Source organism: Pseudomonas sp. LG1E9 (assembly GCF_003290225.1).
Lineage (GTDB): Bacteria > Pseudomonadota > Gammaproteobacteria > Pseudomonadales > Pseudomonadaceae > Aquipseudomonas > Aquipseudomonas cyclaminis.
In genome coordinates, this window is record NZ_CP029983.1 from 726,099 (window position 1) to 751,435 (window position 25,337).

The 25,337-nt window shown below is 60.8% G+C and carries 25 protein-coding genes; 16 read left to right on the forward strand and 9 right to left on the reverse strand.

Annotated elements, in window-relative coordinates; all coding sequences use genetic code 11:
* Nucleotides 1-46 precede the first annotated feature (46 nt).
* The 6 genes from DNK50_RS03605 to DNK50_RS03630 all read left to right on the forward strand — a co-directional run bounded on the left by DNK50_RS03605 (nt 47) and on the right by DNK50_RS03630 (nt 7,628).
* Nucleotides 47-799 (forward strand): gluconate 2-dehydrogenase subunit 3 family protein, encoded by a 753-nt coding sequence (locus DNK50_RS03605; protein ID WP_099586179.1) that lies wholly within the window; start codon nt 47-49, stop codon nt 797-799.
* A gap of 2 nt (nt 800-801) precedes the next feature.
* Nucleotides 802-2,586 (forward strand): GMC family oxidoreductase, encoded by a 1,785-nt coding sequence (locus DNK50_RS03610; protein WP_112192849.1) that lies wholly within the window; start codon nt 802-804, stop codon nt 2,584-2,586.
* 12 nt (nt 2,587-2,598) lie between these two features.
* Nucleotides 2,599-3,897 (forward strand): cytochrome c, encoded by a 1,299-nt coding sequence (locus DNK50_RS03615; RefSeq protein ID WP_112192850.1) that lies wholly within the window; start codon nt 2,599-2,601, stop codon nt 3,895-3,897.
* Nucleotides 3,898-3,978: 81 nt separating this feature from the next.
* A complete protein-coding gene (locus DNK50_RS03620) occupies nt 3,979-5,037 on the forward strand; it encodes a PA0069 family radical SAM protein (protein WP_112192851.1) in 1,059 nt (352 codons plus the stop codon).
* Between the two features lie 226 nt (nt 5,038-5,263).
* The gene (locus DNK50_RS03625; protein WP_099586183.1) at nt 5,264-5,995 is read left to right on the forward strand and encodes a carbonic anhydrase; all 732 of its coding nucleotides are present in this window, start codon (nt 5,264-5,266) and stop codon (nt 5,993-5,995) included.
* Between the two features lie 85 nt (nt 5,996-6,080).
* Entirely contained in the window at nt 6,081-7,628 is a 1,548-nt protein-coding gene (locus DNK50_RS03630; RefSeq protein ID WP_099586184.1) for a SulP family inorganic anion transporter, read from the forward strand.
* A gap of 69 nt (nt 7,629-7,697) precedes the next feature.
* Here the strand turns inward: DNK50_RS03630 and DNK50_RS03635 are convergent, their stop codons facing one another.
* A complete protein-coding gene (locus DNK50_RS03635; RefSeq protein ID WP_112192852.1) occupies nt 7,698-8,345 on the reverse strand; it encodes a hypothetical protein in 648 nt (215 codons plus the stop codon).
* A 368-nt stretch (nt 8,346-8,713) separates the two neighbouring features.
* Here DNK50_RS03635 and coxB point away from each other — a divergent pair, with 368 nt between their 5' ends.
* The 4 genes from coxB (at nt 8,714) to DNK50_RS03655 (ending at nt 13,111) form a co-directional block, all read left to right on the forward strand.
* Complete coding sequence (gene coxB / locus DNK50_RS03640) at nt 8,714-9,841, forward strand: cytochrome c oxidase subunit II (protein ID WP_112192853.1); 1,128 nt, start codon at nt 8,714-8,716, stop codon at nt 9,839-9,841.
* 58 nt (nt 9,842-9,899) lie between these two features.
* Nucleotides 9,900-11,489: a cytochrome c oxidase subunit I gene (gene ctaD / locus DNK50_RS03645; RefSeq protein WP_112192854.1), complete on the forward strand. Its 1,590-nt coding sequence runs from the start codon at nt 9,900-9,902 to the stop codon at nt 11,487-11,489.
* 147 nt (nt 11,490-11,636) lie between these two features.
* Entirely contained in the window at nt 11,637-12,188 is a 552-nt protein-coding gene (locus tag DNK50_RS03650; protein ID WP_112192855.1) for a cytochrome c oxidase assembly protein, read from the forward strand.
* Nucleotides 12,189-12,223: 35 nt separating this feature from the next.
* Nucleotides 12,224-13,111: a cytochrome c oxidase subunit 3 gene (locus tag DNK50_RS03655; RefSeq protein ID WP_099586189.1), complete on the forward strand. Its 888-nt coding sequence runs from the start codon at nt 12,224-12,226 to the stop codon at nt 13,109-13,111.
* Between the two features lie 6 nt (nt 13,112-13,117).
* Here DNK50_RS03655 and DNK50_RS03660 read toward each other — a convergent pair whose 3' ends face one another.
* Nucleotides 13,118-13,321 (reverse strand): twin transmembrane helix small protein, encoded by a 204-nt coding sequence (locus DNK50_RS03660; protein WP_012721507.1) that lies wholly within the window; start codon nt 13,319-13,321, stop codon nt 13,118-13,120.
* A 37-nt stretch (nt 13,322-13,358) separates the two neighbouring features.
* On the opposite strand from DNK50_RS03660, the gene DNK50_RS03665 reads away from it, so the two are divergent.
* Genes DNK50_RS03665 through DNK50_RS03685 form a run of 5 tightly spaced genes read left to right on the forward strand, consistent with a single transcriptional unit; the run spans nt 13,359 to nt 17,282 of the window.
* The gene (locus tag DNK50_RS03665; protein WP_112196889.1) at nt 13,359-14,123 is read left to right on the forward strand and encodes an SURF1 family protein; all 765 of its coding nucleotides are present in this window, start codon (nt 13,359-13,361) and stop codon (nt 14,121-14,123) included.
* The gene (locus tag DNK50_RS03670) at nt 14,089-14,673 is read left to right on the forward strand and encodes a hypothetical protein (RefSeq protein ID WP_112192856.1); all 585 of its coding nucleotides are present in this window, start codon (nt 14,089-14,091) and stop codon (nt 14,671-14,673) included. The genes DNK50_RS03665 and DNK50_RS03670 overlap by 35 nt, the downstream gene beginning before the upstream one ends.
* A gap of 10 nt (nt 14,674-14,683) precedes the next feature.
* Complete coding sequence (locus DNK50_RS03675; protein WP_112192857.1) at nt 14,684-15,763, forward strand: heme A synthase; 1,080 nt, start codon at nt 14,684-14,686, stop codon at nt 15,761-15,763.
* Nucleotides 15,751-16,650, forward strand: coding sequence for a heme o synthase (gene cyoE / locus DNK50_RS03680; protein ID WP_099586193.1), 900 nt, complete (start codon nt 15,751-15,753; stop codon nt 16,648-16,650). Before DNK50_RS03675 ends, cyoE begins: the two co-directional genes overlap by 13 nt.
* Nucleotides 16,647-17,282, forward strand: coding sequence for an SCO family protein (locus DNK50_RS03685; RefSeq protein ID WP_112192858.1), 636 nt, complete (start codon nt 16,647-16,649; stop codon nt 17,280-17,282). Before cyoE ends, DNK50_RS03685 begins: the two co-directional genes overlap by 4 nt.
* A gap of 143 nt (nt 17,283-17,425) precedes the next feature.
* Here DNK50_RS03685 and DNK50_RS03690 read toward each other — a convergent pair whose 3' ends face one another.
* From DNK50_RS03690 to DNK50_RS03700, 3 genes are read right to left on the reverse strand one after another with little or no spacing between them, the layout of a single operon-like run.
* Nucleotides 17,426-18,196: a MetQ/NlpA family ABC transporter substrate-binding protein gene (locus tag DNK50_RS03690; RefSeq protein WP_112192859.1), complete on the reverse strand. Its 771-nt coding sequence runs from the start codon at nt 18,194-18,196 to the stop codon at nt 17,426-17,428.
* Between the two features lie 51 nt (nt 18,197-18,247).
* Nucleotides 18,248-18,922, reverse strand: a complete 675-nt coding sequence (locus DNK50_RS03695; RefSeq protein WP_099586196.1) for a methionine ABC transporter permease — start codon at nt 18,920-18,922, stop codon at nt 18,248-18,250.
* Entirely contained in the window at nt 18,922-19,929 is a 1,008-nt protein-coding gene (locus DNK50_RS03700) for a methionine ABC transporter ATP-binding protein (RefSeq protein WP_099586197.1), read from the reverse strand. Before DNK50_RS03700 ends, DNK50_RS03695 begins: the two co-directional genes overlap by 1 nt.
* Before the next feature lie 265 nt (nt 19,930-20,194).
* Between DNK50_RS03700 and katE the strand changes: the two genes are divergently transcribed.
* Nucleotides 20,195-22,336, forward strand: a complete 2,142-nt coding sequence (katE, locus tag DNK50_RS03705; protein WP_112192860.1) for a catalase HPII — start codon at nt 20,195-20,197, stop codon at nt 22,334-22,336.
* 130 nt (nt 22,337-22,466) lie between these two features.
* Here the strand turns inward: katE and DNK50_RS03710 are convergent, their stop codons facing one another.
* The 4 genes from DNK50_RS03710 to zur are packed head-to-tail and all read right to left on the reverse strand — an operon-like array spanning nt 22,467 to nt 25,284.
* The gene (locus DNK50_RS03710) at nt 22,467-23,186 is read right to left on the reverse strand and encodes a PA5502 family lipoprotein (protein WP_099586199.1); all 720 of its coding nucleotides are present in this window, start codon (nt 23,184-23,186) and stop codon (nt 22,467-22,469) included.
* Between the two features lie 37 nt (nt 23,187-23,223).
* Entirely contained in the window at nt 23,224-24,012 is a 789-nt protein-coding gene (gene znuB, locus DNK50_RS03715) for a zinc ABC transporter permease subunit ZnuB (protein ID WP_099586200.1), read from the reverse strand.
* Complete coding sequence (znuC, locus tag DNK50_RS03720) at nt 24,005-24,802, reverse strand: zinc ABC transporter ATP-binding protein ZnuC (protein ID WP_112192861.1); 798 nt, start codon at nt 24,800-24,802, stop codon at nt 24,005-24,007. Before znuC ends, znuB begins: the two co-directional genes overlap by 8 nt.
* A complete protein-coding gene (gene zur, locus DNK50_RS03725; protein ID WP_017528744.1) occupies nt 24,802-25,284 on the reverse strand; it encodes a zinc uptake transcriptional repressor Zur in 483 nt (160 codons plus the stop codon). Before zur ends, znuC begins: the two co-directional genes overlap by 1 nt.
* Between the last annotated feature and the right edge of the window lie 53 nt (nt 25,285-25,337).

Genomic DNA, 25,337 nt, shown 5'->3' on the forward strand with positions numbered 1-25,337 from the left:
CCAGAAGCGACCGAATAAACCCGTGACCACATGATGAGGTGCACCCATGTCTGATCAAGATCAAGACAACCCCCGGCGTGACTTTTTGCGCAAATCCTTGACCTTGATCCCGGTGGTCACGGTTGCCAGTACCGGCCTTGGCGGCTCGATATTGATGGCCACGCCTGAGCCTGCCCAGGCCGCGCCGGCCAAGCCTGCGGCGAGCGACAAGGCCTACGAGCCAAGCTATTTCACCGCAGAAGAATGGGCGTTTATCAACGCCGCCGTCGAGCGCTTGATCCCCGCCGACGCCCAAGGCCCAGGTGCCCTGGAAGCCGGTGCGCCGGAATACATCGACCGTCAGATGAACACGCCGTATGCCAGTGGCGCGCTGTGGTTCATGCAAGGTCCGTTCAACGCCGACGCCGCGCCAGAGATGGGCTGGCAGAGCAAGTTGGTGCCCAAAGAGATCTATCGCCTGGGTATTGCTGCGACGGATGCCTGGTCGAAAGCCTTCAACGGTAAAGCTTTTGCTGCGCAAGACAGCGCTACCCGAGACGATATGCTGCGCCGTCTAGAGGCTGGCGGCAGTGAAGTAACGGCGCATTTCGAGGCGGTGCCGCCAAAGATGTTCTTCAACCTGTTACTGCAAAACACCAAGGAAGGCTTCTTCTGCGACCCGATCCACGGGGGCAATAAAGGCATGGTCGGCTGGACCATGATTGGCTTCCCCGGCGCCCGCGCCGACTTTATGGATTGGGTGGAACGCAACGAGCAATACCCCTTCCCGGCTGTTTCCATCCGTGGCGAGAGGGCATAACCGTGGCGACCATCATGAAGAAAGTGGATGCAGTGATCGTAGGCTTCGGCTGGACTGGCGCGATCATGGCCAAGGAGCTGACGGAGGCGGGCCTCAACGTGCTGGCGCTGGAGCGCGGCCCGATGCAGGACACGTACCCGGACGGCAACTATCCCCAGGTCATCGACGAATTGACCTACAGCGTGCGCAAGAAACTCTTCCAGGACATCTCCAAGGAGACGGTGACCATTCGCCACAGCGTGAATGACGTCGCCCTGCCTAACCGTCAGCTCGGTGCTTTTTTGCCGGGTAATGGCGTGGGCGGCGCGGGTTTGCACTGGTCGGGTGTGCACTTTCGTGTCGACCCGATCGAGCTGCGCATGCGCAGCCATTACGAAGAACGCTACGGGAAAAATTTCATTCCCAAGGACATGACCATCCAGGACTTCGGCGTCAGCTATGAAGAACTGGAGCCGTTCTTCGACTACGCGGAAAAGGTCTTCGGCACCTCCGGCCAGGCCTGGACGGTGAAAGGGCAATTAGTGGGTGAAGGCCGTGGCGGCAACCCGTATGCGCCGGATCGTTCCAACCCGTTCCCATTGGAATCGCAGAAAAACACAGTCTCCGCACAGCTGTTTCAGAAAGCGGCTGCCGACGTGGGTTACAAACCCTACAACCTGCCCTCCGCCAACACCTCGGGGCCTTACACCAACCCTTACGGCGCGCAAATGGGGCCGTGCAACTTCTGCGGTTTTTGCAGTGGCTACGTGTGCTACATGTACTCCAAGGCCTCGCCGAACGTGAACATCCTGCCGGCCTTGCGCCAGGTGCCGAACTTCGAACTGCGCCCCAATTCCCACGTGCTCAAGGTCAACCTCGACAGCACCAAGAAGAAAGCCACGGGCGTGACCTATATCGACGCCCAAGGACGCGAAATCGAGCAGCCGGCGGACCTGGTGATCCTCGGCGCGTTCCAGTTCCACAACGTGCGGCTGATGCTGCTGTCGGGCATCGGCAAGCCGTACGACCCGATCACCAATGAAGGCGTGGTGGGCCGCAACTTCGCCTACCAGAACATGGCCACCATCAAAGCCTTTTTCGACAAAGACACCCACACCAACAACTTCATCGGCGCGGGCGGTAATGGCGTGGCGATGGACGACTTCAACGCGGACAACTTCGACCATGGGCCCCATGGCTTTGTGGGCGGTTCGCCGATGTGGGTCAACCAGGCCGGCAGCCGGCCGATTGCCGGGACGTCCAACCCGCCTGGCACCCCGGCCTGGGGCAGTGCGTGGAAGCGCGCCACCGCCGATTACTACACCCATCAGGTGTCGATGGATGCCCACGGCGCCCATCAATCCTACCGTGGCAACTACCTGGATCTGGACCCGGTTTACCGCGATGCCTACGGCTTGCCGCTGCTGCGGATGACGTTCGATTGGCAAGAAAACGACATCAAGATGAACCGCTTCATGGTCGAGAAAATGGGCAAGGTCGCCCAAGCGATGAACCCCAAGGCCATTGCGGTACTTGGTAAAAAAGTCGGTGAGCATTTCAACACTGCGTCCTACCAGACCACCCACCTCAACGGTGGCGCGATCATGGGCACCGACCCGAAAACCAGTGCGTTGAACCGTTACCTGCAGAGCTGGGATGTACACAACGTGTTTGTCCCAGGCGCGTCCGCTTTCCCACAGGGCCTGGGCTACAACCCTACTGGCCTGGTGGCGGCGCTGACCTACTGGTCGGCTCGGGCGATCCGTGAGCAGTACCTGAAAAACCCCGGCCCACTGGTTCAGGCATAAGGAGCGATGACCATGAAAGCATTTGTTATCGCGACGTTGGCGCTGCTCAGCAGTTGCTCCATAAGCGCTGCCGAAACCGACCTGATCCAGCAGGGCGAATACCTGGCCCGCGCCGGTGACTGCGTGGCTTGCCACACCGCCAAGGGTGGCAAACCCTTTGCGGGTGGGCTGCCGATGGAAACCCCGATTGGCGTGATCTACTCCACCAATATCACCCCGGACAAGACCGGCCTGGGCGACTACAGCTTCGACGACTTCGACAAGGCCGTGCGCCATGGTGTCGCCAAAAGCGGTAGTACGCTTTACCCGGCGATGCCCTATCCGTCTTATGCGCGTGTCAGCGACAGCGATATGCAGGCGCTGTATGCGTACTTCATGAGGGGTGTGGAACCCGTTGCCCAAGACAACAAGGACAGCGACATTCCGTGGCCCTTGAGCATGCGTTGGCCGTTGGCGGCGTGGCGTTGGATGTTTGCCCCTGAAGTGGCGGATACACCGGCTGAGGCAGCGACTGACCCGGTTATCGGCCGCGGCGCCTACCTGGTGGAAGGTTTAGGCCACTGCGGCGCGTGCCATACACCGCGTGCCCTGACCATGCAGGAAAAAGCCCTGAGTGCTACCGATGGCACCGCGTTCCTGTCCGGCAGTGCGCCGTTGGAAGGTTGGATCGCCAAGAGCTTGCGTGGCGACCACAAGGACGGCCTCGGCAGCTGGAGCGAGGAGCAGCTGGTGCAATTCCTCAAGACCGGTCGCAGTGATCGCAGCGCGGTGTTTGGTGGCATGAGCGACGTGGTCGTCCACAGCATGCAGTACATGTCGCAAGACGACCTGACCGCTATCGCCCGTTACCTCAAGAGCCTGCCGGCGGTCGATCCCCAGGATCAGCCCCATGTGTACGACAAGCAGGTAGCCCAGGCGCTGTGGAAAGGCGATGACAGCCAGCGGGGTGCCTCGGTGTATATCGACAACTGCGCGGCCTGCCACCGAACCGATGGCCATGGCTATACACGGGTGTTCCCGGCCCTGGCGGGTAACCCGGTAGTGCAGACGGCGGATGCCACCTCGTTGATCAACATTGTGTTGAACGGCGGCACTTTGCCGGCTACGCACGCGGCGCCGTCGACCTTCACCATGCCGGCGTTTGCCTGGCGCCTGTCGGACCAGGAAGTCGCCGACGTGGTCAGTTTCATCCGTGGCAGCTGGGGCAACAAAGGTGCGCCAGTGAACGCCAGCGACGTCGCCGACCTGCGCAAGAACGATATGCGCACCACTTCGGGCGATGATTTGGGGCAGGCCACGCAAAAGCACTAAATCCTGGCTGGCCGCCAAACGGCACTGGTCAGACACCTCGCGCCTCGATACTGTATATAAAAACAGTATCGAGGCGCTTTTATGTCTACGCCGTTGCCGCCCCGTGGCCGGGGCACGGCCACCAACCTGCACAACCGCTTTGCGCCAACGGTCAGCGTGGCCGAGGACGACGGCTGGTACCAGGAAGTGCCGCCGACCCAGGGCACCGAAGTGCGTATTGAGACGGCCAAGACCATCATCACCCGCAATAACTCGCCGGATCTGCCGTTTGATCGCTCGATCAACCCGTATCGCGGTTGCGAGCATGGCTGTATCTACTGCTATGCGCGGCCCAGCCATGCCTATTGGGACATGTCACCGGGGCTGGATTTCGAAACCAGACTGATCGCCAAGAGCAATGCGGCCGATGTGCTGGAGCAGCAGCTGTCCAAGCCCGGCTACGTGTGTGCGCCGATCAACCTGGGTTCCAATACCGACCCGTACCAGCCCATCGAGCGCGAATACAACATCACGCGGCAGACCCTCGAAGTGTTGCTGCGCTACCGACACCCGGTGACCATCATCACCAAGGGTTCGCTGATCCTGCGTGATCTCGACCTGCTCACCGAGTTGGCCCGCCAGCGCCTGGTGGCGGTGATGATCAGCCTCACCAGCCTGGACGATGAGCTCAAGCGCATCCTGGAACCGCGCACCGCCGCGCCCAAGGCGCGGTTGCGAGCGATCCGGGTGATGCGTGAGGCGGGGATTCCGGTGGGCGTGCTGTGCTCGCCGATGATCCCGATGATCAACGACAGTGAACTGGAAAGCCTGCTGACCGAAGCGCACGCCGCTGGTGCGCAGAGTGCGGCGTACATGATGCTGCGCTTGCCGCTGGAGGTGGCGCCGCTGTTTGAAGAGTGGCTGGCAGCCCATTATCCGCAGCGTGCGGCCCATGTAATGAGCCTGGTTCGGCAGGTGCGCGGTGGTGAGGTGTATGACAGCCGCTTCGGCGTGCGCATGCGGGGCGAAGGGCCGTTCGCCGATTTGCTGGCCCAGCGTTTCAGCAAGGCGATCAAACGCCTGGGGCTCAATCGCCGTGAAGGATTCAACCTGGATTGCACGGCGTTCTGTCCACCGGGCAGACAGATGGCATTGTTGTAGACTGATCAGCAAGAATGCACCTTGCTTGTAGGAATAGTCGCGTTTTGACATCACTGAAACCCGCGATCTAGAGCGGTTCATTCAGTTTGAGTTAAGTTTCGACAGTTACCTTGCTCAGCGAGTGACTGATGAGTCGGCGCCTGGATTTTGGAGTTTTACAACTATTCCACTGGCCGGGCGTCGAACTGTCCTGAACACTCCCCTGCACTAATCAAGAGGATGAATCATGAGTGATAAGGATAAACAGCCGTTGGCTGCGTCGGCTTCAGCCCCTCAAGTGGCGGAGTCCGCCGATGCAGCGCTAAAGCATATCGTTGACGGTTTTTTGCATTTCCATCACGACGTCTTCCCCCAGCAGGAAGAACTCTTCAAGAAACTCGCCACGGCCCAGAGCCCACGGGCGATGTTCATCACCTGCGCCGACTCGCGCATCGTGCCCGAGCTGATCACCCAAAGCTCGCCCGGCGACCTGTTCGTGACCCGTAACGTCGGCAACGTAGTGCCACCCTACGGCCAGATGAACGGCGGTGTTTCAACCGCTATCGAGTACGCGGTACTTGCCCTGGGTGTGCAGCACATCATCGTCTGCGGTCACTCCGACTGTGGCGCCATGCGTGCGGTACTCAACCCCGACAGCCTGGAAAAAATGCCGACGGTACGGGCCTGGCTGCGGCACGCCGAGGTGGCCAAGTCGATGGTCGAGGACAACTGCGACTGCGCCAACGAAGGCGAGAGCATGAAGGTGCTGACCGAAGAAAACGTCATCGCCCAGTTGCAACATTTGCGTACCCACCCTTCCGTGGCCTCACGCATGGCCAATGGTCAGTTGTATATCCACGGTTGGATCTACAACATCGAGACCAGCGAAATTCGCGCCTACGATGCCGACCAGTCGGCGTTCCGACCGTTGAGCGGCGACGGGCCGATCCCTTGCGCGACGCCTAAAGCGCGCTTCTAAAACACTTCCCTGCCGGGTAATGCGGTGGCTGCCATGGATGCAGCCAGGCTTTACCGCGCCCGGCGAATGCCTCGGGAGAGTCATCATGCGTGCTGCTCAATTGAAAGCTGTATTGCCACGGGAGCTGCTCGCCTCGGTGGTTGTGTTTCTGGTCGCCCTGCCGCTGTGCATGGGCATCGCGATTGCGTCCGGCATGCCGCCGGCCAAAGGTCTGATCACCGGGATTATCGGTGGCCTGGTGGTGGGTTGGCTGGCGGGTTCGCCGCTGCAGGTCAGTGGCCCGGCGGCGGGTCTGGCGGTGCTGGTGTTCGAACTGGTGCGCCAGCACGGCATGTTGATGCTGGGGCCGATCCTGCTGCTGGCGGGCTTCCTGCAACTGGTGGCCGGACGCTTGCGCCTGGGCTGCTGGTTCCGCGTGACGGCGCCCGCAGTGGTGTACGGCATGCTGGCGGGGATTGGCGTGTTGATTGTGCTGTCGCAGATTCATGTGATGCTTGACGGCGCGCCCAAGCCTTCTGGGCTGGACAACCTGGCGGGCTTCCCGGCTGCACTTTCCGAAGCCATCCCGACCCTTGGTGGCGGGCTCGGCTGGCAAGCGGGTTTGCTGGGCCTGTCGACGATGCTGGTGATGTACCTGTGGGATAAATTCCGCCCGCAACCGCTGCGGTTCGTGCCGGGTGCGTTGCTCGGCGTCGGCCTGGCTACGGTCACCAGCCTGGTGCTGGCGTTGCAGGTCAAACGCGTGGAAGTCCCGGAAAACCTGGCTGACGCCATTGATTGGCTGCGCCCCAGCGACCTGCTGAACCTGGCTGATCCTCAACTGCTGATTGCAGCCTTTGCCGTGGCATTTATCGCCAGCGCCGAAACCCTGCTCTCGGCGGCGGCTGTCGACCGCATGCACAACGGCCAACGTTCCGACTTCGACAAAGAGCTGTCCGCCCAAGGCGTTGGCAACATGCTCTGCGGGCTGGTCGGTGCCTTGCCGATGACCGGCGTGATCGTGCGCAGTTCGGCCAACGTCCAGGCAGGTGCAACCACCCGTCTGTCGGCAATGTTCCACGGCGTATGGTTGCTGGGCTTCGTGTTGCTGCTGTCGAGCGTGCTGCAAAGTATCCCGGTGGCTAGCCTCGCCGGGGTGCTAGTGTACACCGGGATCAAGCTGGTCGACGTCAAGGCGTTCAAGGCTTTGGGGCGCTACGGGCGGATGCCGATGTTCACCTATGCGGCCACGGCGCTGGCGATCATCTTTACTGACCTGCTGACGGGTGTGCTGGTGGGCTTTGGCCTCACGTTGGTCAAGTTGGCGTTCAAGGCGTCGCGGCTGAAAGTCAGCCTGATCGACTTGCCTCAAGAGGGCGAGATGGAGCTGCGTTTGATTGGTGCGGCGACCTTTCTGAAAGTGCCGGCGTTGACCCAGGTGCTGTCGACGGTGCCTGCGGGGACCACGGTGCATGTCCCGCTCAACAACCTCAGCTATATCGACCATTCCTGCTTGGAATTGCTGGAGGAATGGGGTCGGGCCAACGCGGCGAAGGGTTCGAAGCTGGTGATTGAGGCGCGTGGGTTGAAGCGACGGTTGGAAGGCAGGATTCGCACGACGACGGGGATCGGCTCGGCGCCTTCAATCGGCTGACGGAACCGGATCAACATGTGGGAGGGGGGCAAGCCCTCTCCCACATTTGTACTGTGTCGAATTCAAGGTTTAAGCCGGCTGATCCAACGCCAACTCCACCCCCAACTGCCGCGACAGGCACGGCCAGCGCTTCCAGGCGGCCTCGGTGTTCGGGCTTTTCAGTTGCTCGCGATACGCTTCGACCGACTCCAGCGCGAAGCTCTCGTCGTTAAGCATCTCATCCACCGCCAGGTGCACGGCTTGATCCAACTGGTTGGCGAAATCTTCACCGATCAATTGATGGGCAATCACGTTAGCCACGGTGGTATCCGCCGGGATCAACGGCTGACCGAAGTGCTTGATATACACATCGTTGACTTCTTCCACCAGCCGGTGGGCCAGGTAGGCCTCGTCCAGCAGCCCATCCAGGCCTTCGTGGCCTGCCAGAATTGCGGGCGGTTGCAGGAAAAAATGCTCGGCAATCTTCAGTACCGGCTTGATCTGGCTTTCGATCCCGGCTTCGCGAGCCACGTCATTGGCAGCATCGAGCAACTCCGGCACGAGGTCGATGTAGGCAGTGACAAAGCGGGTCATGACCACGTTGCGATCACCTTCAGCCAGGGAAATGGCTGCATGCAGGTGCGGCAATTGTTTTTCCAGCTGCTGGGCAAGCTGGCCCGTAGTGGCTTCGTGTTGATGGGCACGGGAAATCTGCTCGCGCAATGCGGCGGTGTTCATGAAGGCTCCAGTGAATCAGGCGTAGGAAAAGGGAGAAGTTAAGGTAGCTCGTTTATACGAGCGCCTAAGACGCATTTGTCATAATTATTTCATGGTTATGCGCAGGCGTTATATCGAATTGCCATCGTTCGTCGGAAAATCGATTCCGCACCCGGTTTTATTGGCTCCGGCCGTGCCTTTTTGCCTCATTTGTCCCTACACATTGCGGGGTTGCAGTCCCTGTCTATACTCGGATTTGTACGCGATTAGCTGATGACGCCAGACTGCATAAGCAGGCAAGGCTAAGCGGTTGTAAGCAGTATGGAAGCCGCTCCCTTCGACGCAGGTGCAAACCGGCGGGATAACAAGAACGATAAGGGGAACCCGCAATGATGCGACATCCACACGTTTGGATGGGCCTCCTGTTGTGGTCGGTATTCGGCCAGGCGCACGCCGCCTGGACAACGAATATGGCGCCAGGGGCAACAGAAGTCAGTCACGCAGTGTTCGACCTGCACATGACCATTTTCTGGATCTGTGTGGTGATCGGCATCATCGTGTTTGGCGCCATGTTCTGGTCGATGATGGTCCACCGGCGTTCTACCGGTCAGGTCGCGGCCAAGTTCCACGAGAGCACCACCGTGGAAATCCTCTGGACCGTCGTGCCCTTGCTGATCCTGATTGCGATGGCCATTCCGGCGACCAAGACCCTGATCAACATCTACGACAGCAGTGAGTCGGATATCGATATCCAGGTCACCGGCTACCAGTGGAAGTGGCATTACAAATACCTGGGCCAGGATGTGGAGTTCTTCAGCAACCTGGCCACGCCCGCCGAGCAGATCCACAACCAGGCCACCAAGGGCGAACACTACCTGCTGGAAGTCGACCAGCCGCTGGTGCTGCCGGTGGGCGCCAAAGTGCGCTTCCTGGTCACAGCCGCCGACGTGATCCACTCCTGGTGGGTGCCGGCGTTTGCGGTCAAGCGCGACGCCATTCCGGGTTTCGTCAACGAGGCTTGGACCCGTGTCGAGAAGCCCGGTATATACCGTGGCCAGTGCGCCGAGCTATGCGGCAAGGACCATGGATTCATGCCCATCGTGGTCGAGGTCAAGTCCAAGGCCGACTACGACACCTGGCTGGGTGAGCGTAAGGCCGAGGCCGCCAAGCTCAAGGAGCTGACCTCCAAAGAATGGACCCTTGAAGAACTGGTGGCCCGTGGCGACAAGGTTTATCACACCACCTGCGTGGCCTGTCACCAGGCCGAGGGCCAGGGCCTGCCGCCGATGTTCCCGGCGCTCAAAGGTTCGAAAATCGCCACCGGGCCTGCTGCCGATCACCTGAGCATCGTCTATCACGGCAAGCCCGGCACTGCCATGGCGGCCTTCGGCAAGCAACTGTCGGAAGTGGATATCGCGGCCGTGGTGACCTACGAGCGTAACGCCTGGGGCAACAACAAAGGCGACATGGTCACGCCGAAAGACGTGCTGGCCATCAAACAGGCGGAAAGCAAATGACAGCCCTCATTGCGTTTGCCCCGACCCGCCCCGCCCATTCGTTTGCAGGAGAACGGCCATGAGCGCTGTGATCGATGACCATGGCCACGCCGGTGACCATACCCACGGCCCCGCCAAGGGCTTGATGCGTTGGGTGCTGACCACCAACCACAAAGACATCGGCACGATGTACCTGTGGTTCGCGTTTGCGATGTTCCTGCTCGGCGGTTCGTTCGCCATGGTGATCCGGGCCGAGCTGTTCCAGCCTGGCCTGCAGATCGTCGAACCGGCATTTTTCAACCAGATGACCACCATGCATGGCCTGATCATGGTGTTTGGCGCGGTGATGCCGGCGTTTGTCGGCTTGGCCAACTGGATGATCCCGCTGATGATCGGCGCGCCCGACATGGCCCTGCCGCGCATGAACAACTTCAGTTTCTGGCTGTTGCCGGCGGCGTTCCTGCTGCTGGTTTCGACGCTGTTCACCCCCGGCGGCGGGCCGAACTTCGGCTGGACCTTCTACGCCCCGCTCTCCACCACCTACGCGCCGGAAAGCGTGACGTTCTTTATCTTTGCCATCCACCTGATGGGCATCAGTTCGATCATGGGCGCGATCAATGTGGTCGCCACCATCCTCAATCTGCGTGCGCCCGGCATGACCCTGATGAAAATGCCGCTGTTCGTGTGGACCTGGCTGATCACCGCGTTCCTGCTGATCGCCGTGATGCCGGTGCTGGCGGGCTGCGTGACCATGATGCTGATGGACATCCACTTCGGCACCAGCTTCTTCAGTGCCGCCGGTGGCGGTGACCCGGTGTTGTTCCAGCACGTGTTCTGGTTCTTCGGCCACCCCGAGGTGTACATCATGATCCTGCCGGCCTTCGGCGCCGTCAGCTCGATCATCCCGACCTTCTCGCGCAAGCCGCTGTTCGGCTACACCTCGATGGTCTATGCCACGGCGAGCATCGCGTTCCTGTCGTTTATCGTGTGGGCGCACCACATGTTCGTGGTCGGCATCCCGCTGGTGGGCGAGTTGTTCTTCATGTACGCCACGCTGCTGATCGCTGTGCCGACCGGTGTGAAGGTGTTCAACTGGGTCAGCACGATGTGGCAAGGCTCGTTGACGTTCGAGACGCCGATGCTGTTTGCGGTGGCCTTCGTGATCCTGTTCACCATCGGCGGGTTCTCCGGGCTGATGCTGGCGATTGCCCCGGCGGACTTCCAGTACCACGACACCTACTTCGTGGTGGCGCACTTTCATTACGTACTGGTGCCCGGCGCGATCTTTGGCATCTTCGCATCGGCCTACTACTGGCTGCCGAAATGGACCGGCCACATGTACGACGAAACCCTGGGCAAGCTGCACTTCTGGCTGTCTTTCGTGGGCATGAACATGGCGTTCTTCCCGATGCACTTTGTGGGGCTGGCGGGCATGCCGCGTCGGGTGCCGGACTACAACCTGCAGTTCGCCGATTTCAACATGGTCTCGTCGATTGGCGCGTTTATGTTTGGTGCCACGCAGATCTTCTTTTTGTTCATCGTGATCAAGTGCATCCGTGGCGGCGCACCGGCGCCAGCCAAGCCGTGGGATGGGGCTGAAGGCCTGGAGTGGAGCGTGCCTTCGCCGGCGCCGTACCACACCTTCACCACGCCGCCGGAGGTCAAATGAACACCTTTTTTCGGTGTGAACACCGTCAATGTGGGAGGGGGCTTGCCCCCGATGGCGGTGTATCGGCCTACAACTTCATTGGCTGTGAAATCGCAATCGGGAGCAAGCCCCCTCCCACCTTGACCGAGTTCGGCTTAGGTGATCGCCATGGCTGACTCCATGCCCCTCAAGCGCCTCGTCACCCGGCTGCTGATCCTGGTGGTGGCGATGTTCGCCTTCGGCTTTGCCCTGGTGCCGATCTACGACGTGATGTGCAAGGCGTTCGGCATCAACGGCAAGACCGCCGGGCAGTACGAGGGTTCGCAAGTGGTGGACCCGACACGTCAGGTGCGCGTGCAGTTCTTATCCACCAACGCTATCGACATGGTCTGGGACTTCTACGCCAAGGCCGACGAGGTGGTGGTCAACCCCGGCGCCGTGACCGAGATGCTGTTCGTGGCCCACAACCCCACCGACAAGCCGATGACTGCTCAGGCCGTACCGAGCATTTCCCCGGCCGAAGCGGCGATGTATTTCCACAAGACTGAATGTTTTTGCTTCACCCAGCAGGTGTTGCAGCCAGGCGAGCGTATCGAGATGCCGGTGCGCTTTATTGTCGATCGCGACATGCCCAAGGATGTGAAGCATTTGACCCTGGCGTACACGCTGTTTGATATCACTGCGCGCCAACCGCCCGTGGCTGCCCACACCGGCGGCTAGCTACTGTTTGCCCCCTCAATCGGGAGAGTGAATACATGTCGAATCATGATACGTACTACGTACCGGCGCAGAGCAAATGGCCGATAATTGCCACGTTTGGACTGCTGATCACGGTGTATGGCCTAGGTGTGTGGTTCAACGATCTCAAGGCGGCGCGCCCGGAATCCCACGGCCCGTGGATCTTTTTCGTCGGCGGGCTGCTACTCGCCTACATGTTGTTCGGCTGGTTTGGTGCGGTGATCAAGGAAAGCCGCGCCGGTTTGTACAGCCCGCAGATGGACCGCTCGTTTCGCTGGGGCATGAGTTGGTTCATCTTTTCCGAAGTGATGTTCTTTATCGCGTTCTTCGGTGCGCTGTTTTATGTGCGGCACATGTCCGCGCCCTGGCTGGCCGGTGAAGGCTCGAAGGGCGTCGCGCATATGCTGTGGCCAAATTTCGAATTTGCCTGGCCGTTGCTCAACAATCCTGACCCAAAACTCTACCCCGCCCCCGAGGGCACCATCAGCCCGTGGGGGTTGCCGCTGGTCAACACCATCCTGCTGGTGAGTTCCAGCGTGACCATTACCATCGCTCACCACGCACTGCGCAAAGGCCATCGCGGCGCGCTGAAGATCTGGTTGGCGCTCACCGTGCTGCTGGGCCTGGCATTTCTCGGCTTCCAGGCCGAGGAGTACATCCATGCCTATAAAGAGCTGGGCCTTACGCTGGGCTCCGGTGTATATGGCGCGACGTTCTTTATGCTCACCGGTTTCCACGGCGCCCACGTGACCATCGGCACGATCATTTTGTTTGTGATGCTGATGCGCGTCCTGCGTGGGCACTTCAACGCCGAGCATCAGTTTGGTTTCGAGGCGGCCAGTTGGTATTGGCACTTTGTGGATGTGGTGTGGATCGGGCTGTTTTTCTTCGTTTACGTGCTGTGAGGCTTCTTACCACGGCGCGTGGGAAACCAACTGGCCGCTGAAAAATCCCCAGGTGATCAGCGCCAGGGTGATCACGGCCAGTACGACACGCACGGTCAAGGCAGTGACGAGGCGATTGGAGTTGCCCTCGTCCTTCACCAGAAAGAACAAGCCACTGAACAGGCTTACGACAGTTGCGATCAGCATCAGGGCAATGGCTGCTTTGAGCATGGTCGGGCTCCTGGACATTGAAGAAGAGCTGCGGGCAATGAAAACAAGTATAGCCAGCGCCATAAAACAGTTTCGTCCCGGTATTGCGCCGACAGTGGTGGTGTTGCTGCTGCTGCCGTTGATGGTGGGCTTGGGGTTCTGGCAGCTGTCACGCGGGCATGAAAAGCAACGCTTGCTCGACAGTTACGCCGAGCGCCGCGTGGCGGCGCCGATGAGCAGCGCCCAACTCAACGACTCCACAGATCCGGCATTTCGCCGTGTGCATCTGCGCGGTCAATTCGACGCCGATCACAGCGTATTGCTCGACAACCGCATGCGCGATGGCAAGGCCGGTGTCGAGTTGCTGCAACCCTTCCACGACCAGGCCAGCGGCCTGTGGTTGTTGCTCAATCGCGGCTGGCTGCCCTGGCCGGATCGGCGTATCCCGCCCGCCTTCACCACACCAGAACAACCGCTGAATCTCGATGCCTGGGTGTACGTCGCTCCCGGCGAAACCTTCCAGTTGCAGGCCGACCCGGCGGGCGCGCCATGGCCGCGATTGCTCACCGCCCTGCATCCCGCGGCGCTGTGGGCGGAGTTGGGCCGCAACGGTTTTGCCTATGAGCTGCGCGCTGACGCCGGCCCTGGTACCTATGAAACGACTTGGCCGGTGGTCGCCATGGGCCCTGAGAAACACCTGGCTTATGCCGTGCAGTGGTTCGCCATGGCGCTGGCGCTGCTGGTTCTTTACCTCTACCTCGGATCGCACAACAAGAAGGAGAAGCCCCATGGGAGCGGCCACGAATCGACTCAACATGTCTGACCTGCCCGATCGGCGCAAAGGCCGCTGGCAACTGCTGCTGATCCTGCTGATGGTGATCGGCCCGATGGTGCTGGCCACCTTTATGTACAAGCTGCAGTTCTGGGTGCCGGACAGCCGCAGTTATCACGGCGAGATGATCGGCAATGGCCAGACCCGCGCCGACATTGGCGTGCAAGCGGATGAACAGCGCTGGCAACTGCTGGTCACCGCGCCCACGGCGTGTGCAGCCGATTGCCGGCAACTGGTGTACCTCGCCCGGCAATTGCAGATCGGCCTGGGGCGCGATGCCTCGCGCGCCAGTCATGCGTTGGCGAGTGCACAGCCGGTGGGCGCCGACTACGAAACCAGGTTGAAAGCCGAATACCCTCAATTGCAGCGTTACGCGCTGGATGTTTCGACCTTTACCAAAAACGCTGCCGCGCCGGGCGATGCGCAGCTGTGGATCGTCGACCCCCACGGCAACCTGGTGCTGCGCTACGACGCCAGGGTCAAGGGCAAGGACCTGCTCAACGACCTGCGCCACCTGCTGAAACTGTCGAATATCGGATAGGGGCATCGTCATGGCCAAACCTGGATTTCGCCTCGCGTTGTTTGCCACCTTGCTGGCGCTGATCGTCGTGCTGCTCGGCGCCTACACGCGCCTGACCCACGCCGGCCTCGGATGCCCGGACTGGCCCGGTTGCTACGGCTTTATCAGCGTGCCGCAAAGCGAGGCCCAGTTGGCCCATGCCGAGTTGCATTTTCCCGACACGCCGGTGGAGGCCGACAAAGGCTGGGCCGAGATGACCCATCGCTACTTTGCTGGCACTTTGGGTCTGTTGATTATGTTATTGGCGGCGCGCTCGTGGAGTCACCGGCGTGATCCTGGCCAGCCAGTCAAATTGCCGCTGTTTCTGCTGGCCGTGGTATTTGCCCAGGCAGCATTTGGCATGTGGACGGTGACGCTCAAGCTGTGGCCGCAAGTGGTGACGGGCCATCTGCTGGGCGGCTTTGCCACCTTGAGCCTGCTGTTTTTGCTGACCTTGCGCCTGTCCGGCGTGCTGCCCGCGTTGATCGTGCCCAGGCGCCTGCAATATTGGGCGACGGCCGGGTTGGTGTTGGTGATCGGGCAGATTGCGCTCGGCGGCTGGGTCAGCTCCAACTACGCGGCCGTCGCCTGTGTCGACTTGCCCACCTGCCATGGCGAATGGTGGCCGGCGGCCGACTTTGCCAATGGCTTTCACCTGACCCAGCACATCGGTCCGAATTACCTGGGCGGCCAACTCGACAGCGAGGCGCGCACGGCCATTCACCTGACCCATCGCCTCGGCGCGGTGCTGGTAACCCTGGTTCTGCTGGGCCTGGCCTGGCAACTGCGTGCGGTGGGCATGACGCGGCTGGCGGGCTTGTTGTTGATCGCCCTCGCTGCGCAAATCTGTCTGGGCGTGAGCAATGTAGCGTTCGGCCTGCCGCTGGCGGTCGCGGTCGGGCATAACGCGGGCGGTGCTGGCTTGCTGCTGACGCTGGTGCTGGTCAATTACCACGCGCGAACCAGCCTGGTCAGGGTGCGCAATCAATCGCCGTTCGGCTGGCGATTTATCCCGCGCAAACACGTATCGGGGCTCATCACCCTTAAAGGAGAGATGCCATGGCGACCGTGATCGGCGCGCGTCACGATCAGGCGATCTGGCGTGATTACCTGGAGCTGACCAAGCCGAAAGTGGTGGTGCTGATGCTCATCACCTCGCTGGTAGGCATGTTCCTCGCGACCCGTGCCGGCGTGCCATGGACTGTGCTGATTTTTGGCAACCTGGGCATTGCCCTGTGTGCCGGCGGCGCGGCGGCGGTCAACCATGTGGTGGATCGGCGGATCGATGCGGTGATGGCGCGCACTCACAAGCGGCCGCTGGCGCAAGGGCGGGTGTCGCCGATGGCAGCGCTGGCCTTTGCATTGTTTCTGGCTGTTGCAGGCTTGGGCCTGTTGCTGGCGTTCACCAATGCCCTGGCGGCGTGGCTGACCTTGGCCTCGCTGCTCGGTTACGCCGTGATCTACACCGGGTTCCTCAAGCGTGCGACGCCGCAGAATATCGTCATCGGCGGGCTGGCCGGCGCTGCGCCGCCGCTATTGGGGTGGGTCGCTGTCACGGGGCACATCAGCGCCGAGCCGCTGCTGCTGGTGCTAATCATCTTCGCCTGGACCCCGCCGCACTTCTGGGCCCTGGCCATCCATCGCAAGGAGGAATACGCCAAGGCCGACATCCCGATGCTGCCGGTGACCCACGGCGAGCATTACACCAAGGTGCATATCCTGCTCTACACCTTTGCCCTGCTGGCCGTGAGCCTGATGCCCTACGTGATCCATATGAGCGGCCCGTTGTACCTGGCGTGCGCGCTGGTGTTGGGTGCACGCTTTCTGCAATGGGCCTGGGTGTTGTACCGTGGCGGTCGGCCGCACGCGGCGATCAACACCTTCAAGTACTCTATCTGGTACTTGCTGCTGCTGTTTATCGCCCTGCTCGTAGACCACTACTTATTGTTGAACCTATGACTCGAACTCAAAAAACCGTCTTCATCCTGGTGGCCATCGTCGCGTTGATCATGGGCCTGACCGTCAACAAAGTGCTCAGCGGCAAAGGCCAGGGCGACCCCACCGCGCTGATCGACGCGGGCATCATCCTGCTGCCGCAAAGCCGGCAGTTGCCGCCTGTGAGCATGACCAATCAGGACGGCCAGCCGGTGGTCATCAACGAGTTGAAGGGTAAGTGGAGCCTGTTGTTCTTCGGCTACACCTTCTGCCCGGATATCTGCCCGACCACCCTCGCCCAGTTGCGCCAGATCAAGAGCGAACTGCCGAAGGAGGCTGTGGATAAGTTGCAAGTGATCCTGGTCAGCGTTGACCCGCATCGCGACACGCCGACTCAGCTCAAGCAGTACCTGGGCTATTTCGATCCGCAATTTGTGGGCCTGACCGGCGCGAATGTGGAGGATGTGCAGAAGGTGTCGAATGCGGTGAGCATTCCGTTTATTCCGGCCGATACCAGCAAACCGAACTACACCGTGGATCACAGCGGCAACCTGGCACTGATCGGCCCGGACGGGACGCAGCGTGGGTTTATTCGGGCGCCGTTGAACAACCAGAAGCTGGTGGCGCAGTTGCCGGGGTTGTTGCAGCGCAAGTGAAGACAACACAAAGCAAATGTGGGAGGGGGCTTGCCCCCGATAGCAGTGGGTCAGTCACTAGATACAGTGGCTGACACTCAGCAATCGGGGCAAGCCCCCTCCCACATTTTTGATCTCCAGTGTTTTGGAGATTGAGGGTTGGATCAGAACGCCGGCTTGATCGCGCCTTTGTACTTCTCTTCGATGAATTGCTTCACTTCAGGCGTGTGCAGGGCGGCTACCAGTTTCTTCACCGCATCCGAATCCTTGTTGTCTTCGCGGGTGACCAGGATGTTCACGTAAGGCGAGTCGCTGCCTTCGATGACCAGTGCGTCCTTGGACGGGTCCAGCTTGGCTTCCAGGGCGTAGTTGGTGTTGATCAGCGCCAGGTCGACCTGGGTCAGCACGCGTGGCAGGGTGGCGGCTTCCAGTTCGCGGAACTTCAGGTTTTTCGGGTTTTCGGTGATGTCCTTGATGGTCGACAGGATGTTGGTCGAGTCCTTCAATTTGATCACGCCGGCTTTTTCCAGCAGCAACAGCGCACGGCCGCCGTTGGTGGCGTCGTTGGGGATCACCACGTTGGCGCCGCTTGGCAGGTCGTCCAGCTTTTTGTACTTGCTGGAGTAGGCGCCCAGGGGCTCCAGGTGCACCGCGCCGACGCTCACCAAGTGAGTGCCCTTGGCTTTGTTGAATTCATCCAGGTACGGCTGGTGCTGGAAGAAGTTCGCGTCCAGGCGCTTTTCCGCGACCTGTACGTTGGGCTGCACGTAGTCGGTGAAGACCTTGACCTGCAGGTCCACGCCTTCCTTGGCCAGGGCAGGTTTCACGAATTCGAGGATTTCCGCATGCGGCACCGGCGATGCGGCGACCGTAATGGTTTCGGCGTGGGCGGAAAACGCGGCAACGGCGGCGAAAGCAACCAGTAGTTTTTTCATCCAACAAGCTCCTTGTTCGGGCATGTGCCGGCTTTTTACCGGCAATGGCCGTTATTTTCGAGAAAAGTGCACCACCAGCCGGTCGCCGACGGTTTGCAGAATTTGCACCAGGATCAACAGCATCACCACGGTGACCACCATTACATCGGTCTGAAAACGCTGATAACCGAAACGGATCGCCAGGTCACCCAGGCCGCCGGCACCGACCACACCGGCCATTGCCGTGTAGGACACCAGCGTAATCGCCGTCACCGTAATCGCCGCGAAGATGCCAGGGCGTGCTTCGGGCAACAGGGCGTTGGTGATGATCTGACGGGTGGTGGCGCCCATGGACTGGGTGGCTTCGATAATGCCGCGATCAACTTCACGCAAGGCGGTTTCCACCAGTCGCGCAAAGAACGGCGTAGCGCCTACGACCAACGGCGGGATCGCCCCGGCCACACCCAGCGAGGTGCCGGTGATCAGTACGGTGAACGGGATCATCACGATCAGCAGGATGATGAACGGCAGCGAACGCAGGATATTCACGATCAGCGACAGCAGCGCGTACAGGCCCTTTTGCTCGAACAGCTGGCGCGGGCTGGTCAGGAACAGCAGCACGCCCAGCGGCAGGCCCAGCAGCACGGTGAAAAACAGCGAGCCGAACAGCATGATCATGGTGTCGCCGGTGGCGAGCCAGATTTCGGACCAATCGATATTGGCGAAGAAACTCAGGAACATTTCCATTAGCGCAGCACCTCCATGTGGACGTCTGCGGCGGTGAAGCGGGCAAAGGCCGCTTCCATGTCACCGCCGGTGACCGCGAGGGTTAGTTGCCCATAGGGGATGTCTTTGATGCGGTCGATACGGCCGGCGAGGATGCTGTAGTCCACCCCCGTTTCGCGGGCGACGGTGCCCAGCAGCGGCGCGTAGGTCGCGTCGCCCTGGAACGTCAGACGCACGATGCGGCCCGGTACGTGGGCGAAGTCGTCACGCTGCTCGCCTTCGTCGACCTGCTCGGCTTCTTGTACAAAGCGCTTGGTGGTCGGGTGCTTGGGGTGCAGGAATACGTCCGCCACCGAGCCTTGCTCGACGATCACGCCGGCGTCCATCACGGCCACCTGGTCGCACACGCGGCGGATCACGTCCATTTCATGGGTGATCAGCACGATGGTCAGTTTCAACTCGCGGTTGATCTCGGCCAGCAGTTGCAGGACCGACGCTGTGGTTTGCGGGTCGAGGGCGCTGGTGGCTTCGTCGCACAGCAGGATCTTTGGCTTGGTCGCCAGGGCACGTGCGATGCCGACGCGCTGCTTCTGGCCGCCGGACAACTGCGCCGGGTATTTCCTGGCATGGTCCGACAGTCCGACGCGGGCGAGCAGTTCAGCCACGCGCAGGTCGATGTCCTTGCGCGACAGTTCGCCGGCCAGGGTCAGCGGCAGTGCCACGTTATCAGCGACAGTCTTGGACGCCAGGAGGTTGAAGTGCTGGAAGATCATCCCGACCTGCTGACGGAAACGGCGCAGGCCGTTGGCGTCCAGTGCGGTGACTTCTTCGCCGTCCACCGTGATCTGGCCGCCACTGGGCTCTTCCAGGCGGTTGATCAGGCGCAGCAATGTACTTTTGCCCGCACCCGAGTGGCCGATCAGGCCAAACACCTGGCCGTTCTCGACGCGCAGGCTGGTGGGGTGCAATGCGGGAATATCCTTACCGGCGACGCGGTAGGTTTTATGGACGTTTTGAAACTCGATCACGTAGCGAACCTTGTGGGGCGCATTGAAAAGGGATCAGCGGTTAGCCGGGCGCGCATTTTAGCCTGTCCATCCAGTGTTTCTTAGCATTTATTTCGCATTCAACCTGTGATTTGGCAATAACGCGATCAAAGGTCATAAAAAAGGAACGGCCCAAAACCCCGTCAGTCACTACTAAAGCAACTCGATTTCCCAGGTGCCGTGCCTGGGGTTTTGCTCAAACGAGCCGGGGACCGCTCTGGCCACTTTGAATAAGGAGTTTTGACTGATGAGTACCAACAAGCCAGCCACCCCGCCGAAGAGTGAACTTGCGGGCACCGACACCCTGGACCGTGGCAACACCAACGCCAAATTGCAAAGCCTGGAACAGTTTCGCTCAGACGCCACCGGCCAAGCCTTGCGCACCAACCAGGGCGTGAAGATTTCCGACAACCAGAACAGCTTGAAGGTCGGCGCGCGCGGGCCTTCGCTGCTGGAAGACTTCATCATGCGTGAAAAAATCACGCACTTTGACCATGAGCGTATCCCCGAGCGCATCGTGCATGCTCGCGGCACAGGCGCCCATGGCTATTTCCAATCCTACGAGAACCATTCGGCGCTGACCAAAGCTGGTTTCCTACGCGACCCAGGGCGTAAAACCCCGGTATTCGTGCGCTTTTCCACCGTGCAAGGGCCGCGAGGTTCCGGCGATACGGTGCGTGACGTGCGCGGTTTTGCGGTGAAGTTCTTTACTGATGAAGGCAACTTCGACCTGGTGGGCAACAACATGCCCGTGTTCTTCATTCAGGACGCGATCAAGTTTCCGGACTTCGTGCACGCAGTCAAACCTGAGCCGCACAACGAGATTCCTACCGGCGGCTCGGCCCACGATACCTTTTGGGATTTCGTCTCGCTGCAGCCGGAGTCGGCGCACATGGTGATCTGGGCCATGTCCGACCGTGCGATTCCAAAAAGCCTACGGAGCATGCAGGGCTTCGGCGTACACACCTTTCGCTTTATCAATGCGAAGGGTGAGTCCAATTTCGTCAAGTTCCACTGGCGCCCTACGGTAGGCACCTGCTCCCTGGTGTGGGATGAGGCGCAAAAGCTGGCGGGTAAAGACACCGACTATCACCGTCGCGACCTGTGGGAATCCATTGAAGGCGGCGACTATCCCGAGTGGGAGCTGGGTGTTCAGGTGATTCCGGAAGACAAGGAGCATGCCTTCGACTTTGACATCCTCGACCCCACCAAGCTGATTCCCGAAGAGCTGGTGCCGATTACGCCACTGGGCAAGATGGTGCTCAACCGCAACCCGGATAACTTCTTTGCCGAGGTCGAGCAGGTTGCGTTCTGTCCAGGCCATATCGTGCCGGGGATCGACTTTTCCAACGATCCGTTGCTGCAAGGTCGTCTGTTTTCCTACACCGATACGCAGATCAGCCGACTCGGTGGACCGAACTTTCACGAACTGCCCATTAACCGGCCGGTGGCGCCGTTTCACAATGGCCAGCGCGATGCCATGCACCGCATCACGGTTGATAAGGGCCGTGCTGCCTACGAGCCGAATTCGATTGATGGCGGTTGGCCGAAAGAAACCCCGCCTGCGGCGCAGGACGGCGGCTTTGAGTCGTATCACGAGCGCATCGATGCCCATAAAGTGCGTGAGCGCAGCGAGTCGTTCGGTGATCACTTCTCCCAGGCGCGTCTGTTTTTCCACAGCATGAGCAAGCACGAGCAGGAGCACATCATCGCGGCCTACAGCTTTGAGCTGGGCAAGGTAGAGCGTGAGTTCATTCGTGCGCGGCAGGTTAACGAGATTCTGGCCAATATTGACTTGGAACTGGCTAAGCGCGTGGCGCAGAACCTGGGTTTGCCGGCGCCGAAAAAAGGCACTGTGCCGCAGCGCGAGTCGTCGTTGGCGCGCTCTCCTGCGTTGAGTCAGGCCAACTTGCTGTCGGGTGATATCAAGACGCGCAAAGTGGCGATCCTGGCTGCCAACGGGGTTGATGGTGCGGCGATTGATGCGTTGAAAAAGGCGCTGGAAGCTGAAGGCGCGCAGGCCAAGGTGCTGGGGCCGACGTCGGCACCGGTGACCACGGCGGATGGCAAGCAACTGCCGGTGGATGCTTCCATGGAAGGGTTGCCGTCGGTGGCCTTTGACGCGGTGTTCGTGCCGGGTGGTAAAGACTCGGTCAAGGCGTTGAGCGGAGATGGCGTGGCGTTGCACTACCTGCTGGAGGCGTACAAGCATTTGAAGGCGATTGCTGTCGCCAGTGATGTGAAGCCGTTGTTGGACCAGCTCAAGCTTGAAGCGGATGCCGGGCTGATCGTTGGCTCGGATGCGAAAGCGTTCAAGGCGTTTTTTGCCGCGATTGCCCAGCATCGGGTTTGGGATCGTGAGCCGAAGGCTAAAGCTATTCCGGCTTAAGTTTTTGGTTGGTTGTTAGATTGCTATCGGGGGCAAGTCGAATCGTCGCACCGCCCCTCCCACATTTGAATGTATTCACAGTTCAATTGTGGGAGGGGCGGTGCGACGATTCGACTTGCCCCCGATGGCTTCACTCCGCCTTGCGCGGAATCAAAACCACCTGCGCCGGAATGTTCTTCAGAATCTGCCGGTGAATCTTCAGTTCATACGCCGAATCAATGCGCTTCACCCGTTTGGTCAGCAGCGTGGCCAACCACGGGTAATCTTCGGTGCGCGGCGCCTGGATGCTCACGTCACACTGGTAATTCACCACGTCGGTGGCGATTGCGTCCAACTGATGGCGCAGCTCTTCGATATTGGTGAGGTTCAAGGCCACCGTGGTGCTGGGCGCTGCCGGGTCGATGACCTTGGCGGCGGGTTTGGCTTCGGCGGCTTTGAGGGCCTCTTCGGCTTTATCCAGTTCAACCTTGCGGGCGTGGGTGATAGCGCTGTTGACGCCGCCGGTCAGGGCCGGTGCCTTGGGCATCAGCGCGCGGGCGCGGCTCAGGGCGGTGGCGGCGGCGTTGACGTCACCTTTTTGCAGCACGATCTGGCTGCGCTGCAGGTAGGCTTCGGCCAATTGGCGCTGGTAAGGCTCCAGCGTCGGGTCGTTGGGCGACTGGGCCTGTAGCGTGGCCAGCTGGTCTTCGGCAGTGGCAAGCTCGCTGCTGGCGAGGTTTTGCTCCAGCTGCGCGATGGCGGCAGCACGCGGGTCCGTGGCCTCGGGGGCGGCGGGCGGTGTGCTTTGACAGGCGCCCAGCAGCAGGGAAAATGCGGCAAGGAGCAGATAACGGGAGGTGAACAGCTTCATTCCTGCGACTCTCTATTTGCGCAAAAAGCGAGCAAGTCTACACCCCTCGACGGGGCAGGACAAAACTCAGCAGAAACAGGGCGGCCGCCGCGACCACAATCGACGGCCCAGCCGGCGTGTCCTTGAACCAGGACAGCGCCAAGCCCCCGCACACTGCCAGCATCCCCAGCAGGCTGGCGCCAATTGCCATCTGCTCGGGTGAGCGGGCGTGGCGTTGGGCGGCGGCAGCGGGAATGATCAGCAGCGACGTGATCAACAATACGCCGACAATCTTCATCGCGACAGCGATCACCACGGCGATCAACAGCATCAGGGCCATGCGCAACCCCGACACGGGCAGGCCTTCGACCCTGGCCAGTTCTTCGTGCACTGTGATTGCCAGCAGTGGGCGCCACAGGGCAACCAGCAGCACCAGTACGGCTGCACTGCCGCCGAGGATCCAGGCTAGATCGGTGGGGCTGATGGCCAACAGATCGCCGAACAGATAGGCCATCAGGTCGATGCGCACTTCATGCATGAAGCTCAGTACTACCAGGCCCAGGGACAGCGTGCTCGGCGCCAGGATGCCCAGCAGGGTGTCCGAGGCCAGTGGCTGGCGCTGTTGCAGGGTGACCAGCAGTACCGCCAGCAGCAGGCAGCCTACAGTCACGGCGATGGTCGGGCTCACATCCAGCAAGAAGCCCATGGCCACGCCCAGCAACGCGGCGTGGGACAAGGTGTCGCCAAAGTACGCCATGCGCCGCCAGACCACGAACGAGCCCAGTGGGCCTGCCACCAGCGCCAGAGCCAATCCTGCCAGCAGGGCGTAAAGCAGAAAATCAGCCATGCTTGCAGTTATCTCCATGCTTGTGGGGAGGGAGGTGGGTGTGAGGGGTAGCCGGATCGTCAACCACCGCGCCATGCAGGTCATGGGCGTGGTCGTGATGGTGGTGGTAGATCGCCAGGCTCTGGGCGTTCTTGCCGAACAGTTCGACGAACGCCGGGTCGCCGCTGACTTGCTCCGGGTGGCCGGAGCAGCACACGTGACGGTTGAGGCAAACCACTTGATCGGTGGTGCTCATCACCAAGTGCAGATCGTGAGAGACCATCAGCACGCCGCAGCCATGGCGGTCGCGCAGGCGGGTGATGAGGCTGTACAGCTCGGCCTGGCCTGCGACGTCGACGCCCTGTACGGGTTCATCGAGTACCAGCAGTTCTGGCTCGCGCAACAGGGCGCGGGCCAGCAGCACGCGCTGCATTTCGCCACCGGAGATGCTTTGCACGGGGCTGTCGATCACCTGTTCGGCACCGACTTCCTTGAGTGCAGCTTGTGCGCGGACGCGATCTACGCCGGGCACCAGGCGCAGGAAGCGCAGTACGGAGAGCGGCAAGGTTGGATCGACGTGCAGTTTCTGCGGCATGTAGCCGACGCGCAGCTTGGGCTTGCGCCACACGCTGCCGGTGTCGGGCTTGAGCAGGCCCAGCACGGCACGCACCAAGGTGGTCTTGCCGGCGCCATTCGGGCCGATCAGGGTAACGATCTGCCCCGGCTCTACGCTCAGTGCGATGTTATCCAGCACATTTTGCCCGGCGAACGTGACCCCAACCTGCTCCAAGCGGATTAACGCGTTGCTCATCAAGCCCCCTGGCAGCCCGAGCACAGGCCGACCACTTCGACCGTTTGCCCCTCGACCTTGAACCCGACGTCGGCGGAGCTTTTGATAATCGCGTCACTGATGCTTTTTTGTTCAAGCTCGATGGCGGCGTGGCACTCGCGGCAGATCAGGAACTGGCCCTGGTGCGCGTGTTCCGGGTGGTTGCAGCCAACAAAGGCATTGAGCGAGGCGATGCGGTGCACCAGGCCGTTTTCCAGCAGGAAATCCAGCGCGCGGTACACGGTGGGCGGCGCGGCGCGGCGGCCGTCCTGCTCGCTGAGCACGCCCAGGATGTCGTAGGCGCCCAGCGGCTTATGGCTCTGCCACACCAGTTCCAGCACCCGGCGACGCAAGGCGGTAAGGCGCAGGCCCTTCTGCGCACAGAGAGTGTCGGCTTCCGACAGCGCAGTGTGCACGCAGTGAGAGTGGTCGTGGGGACGGCTGGCAAGCGGTGTTTTAGGCATGAGCGGCGACAGACATTTGATAGAGACGTTATTATGTTACCCGTTCCTACGCC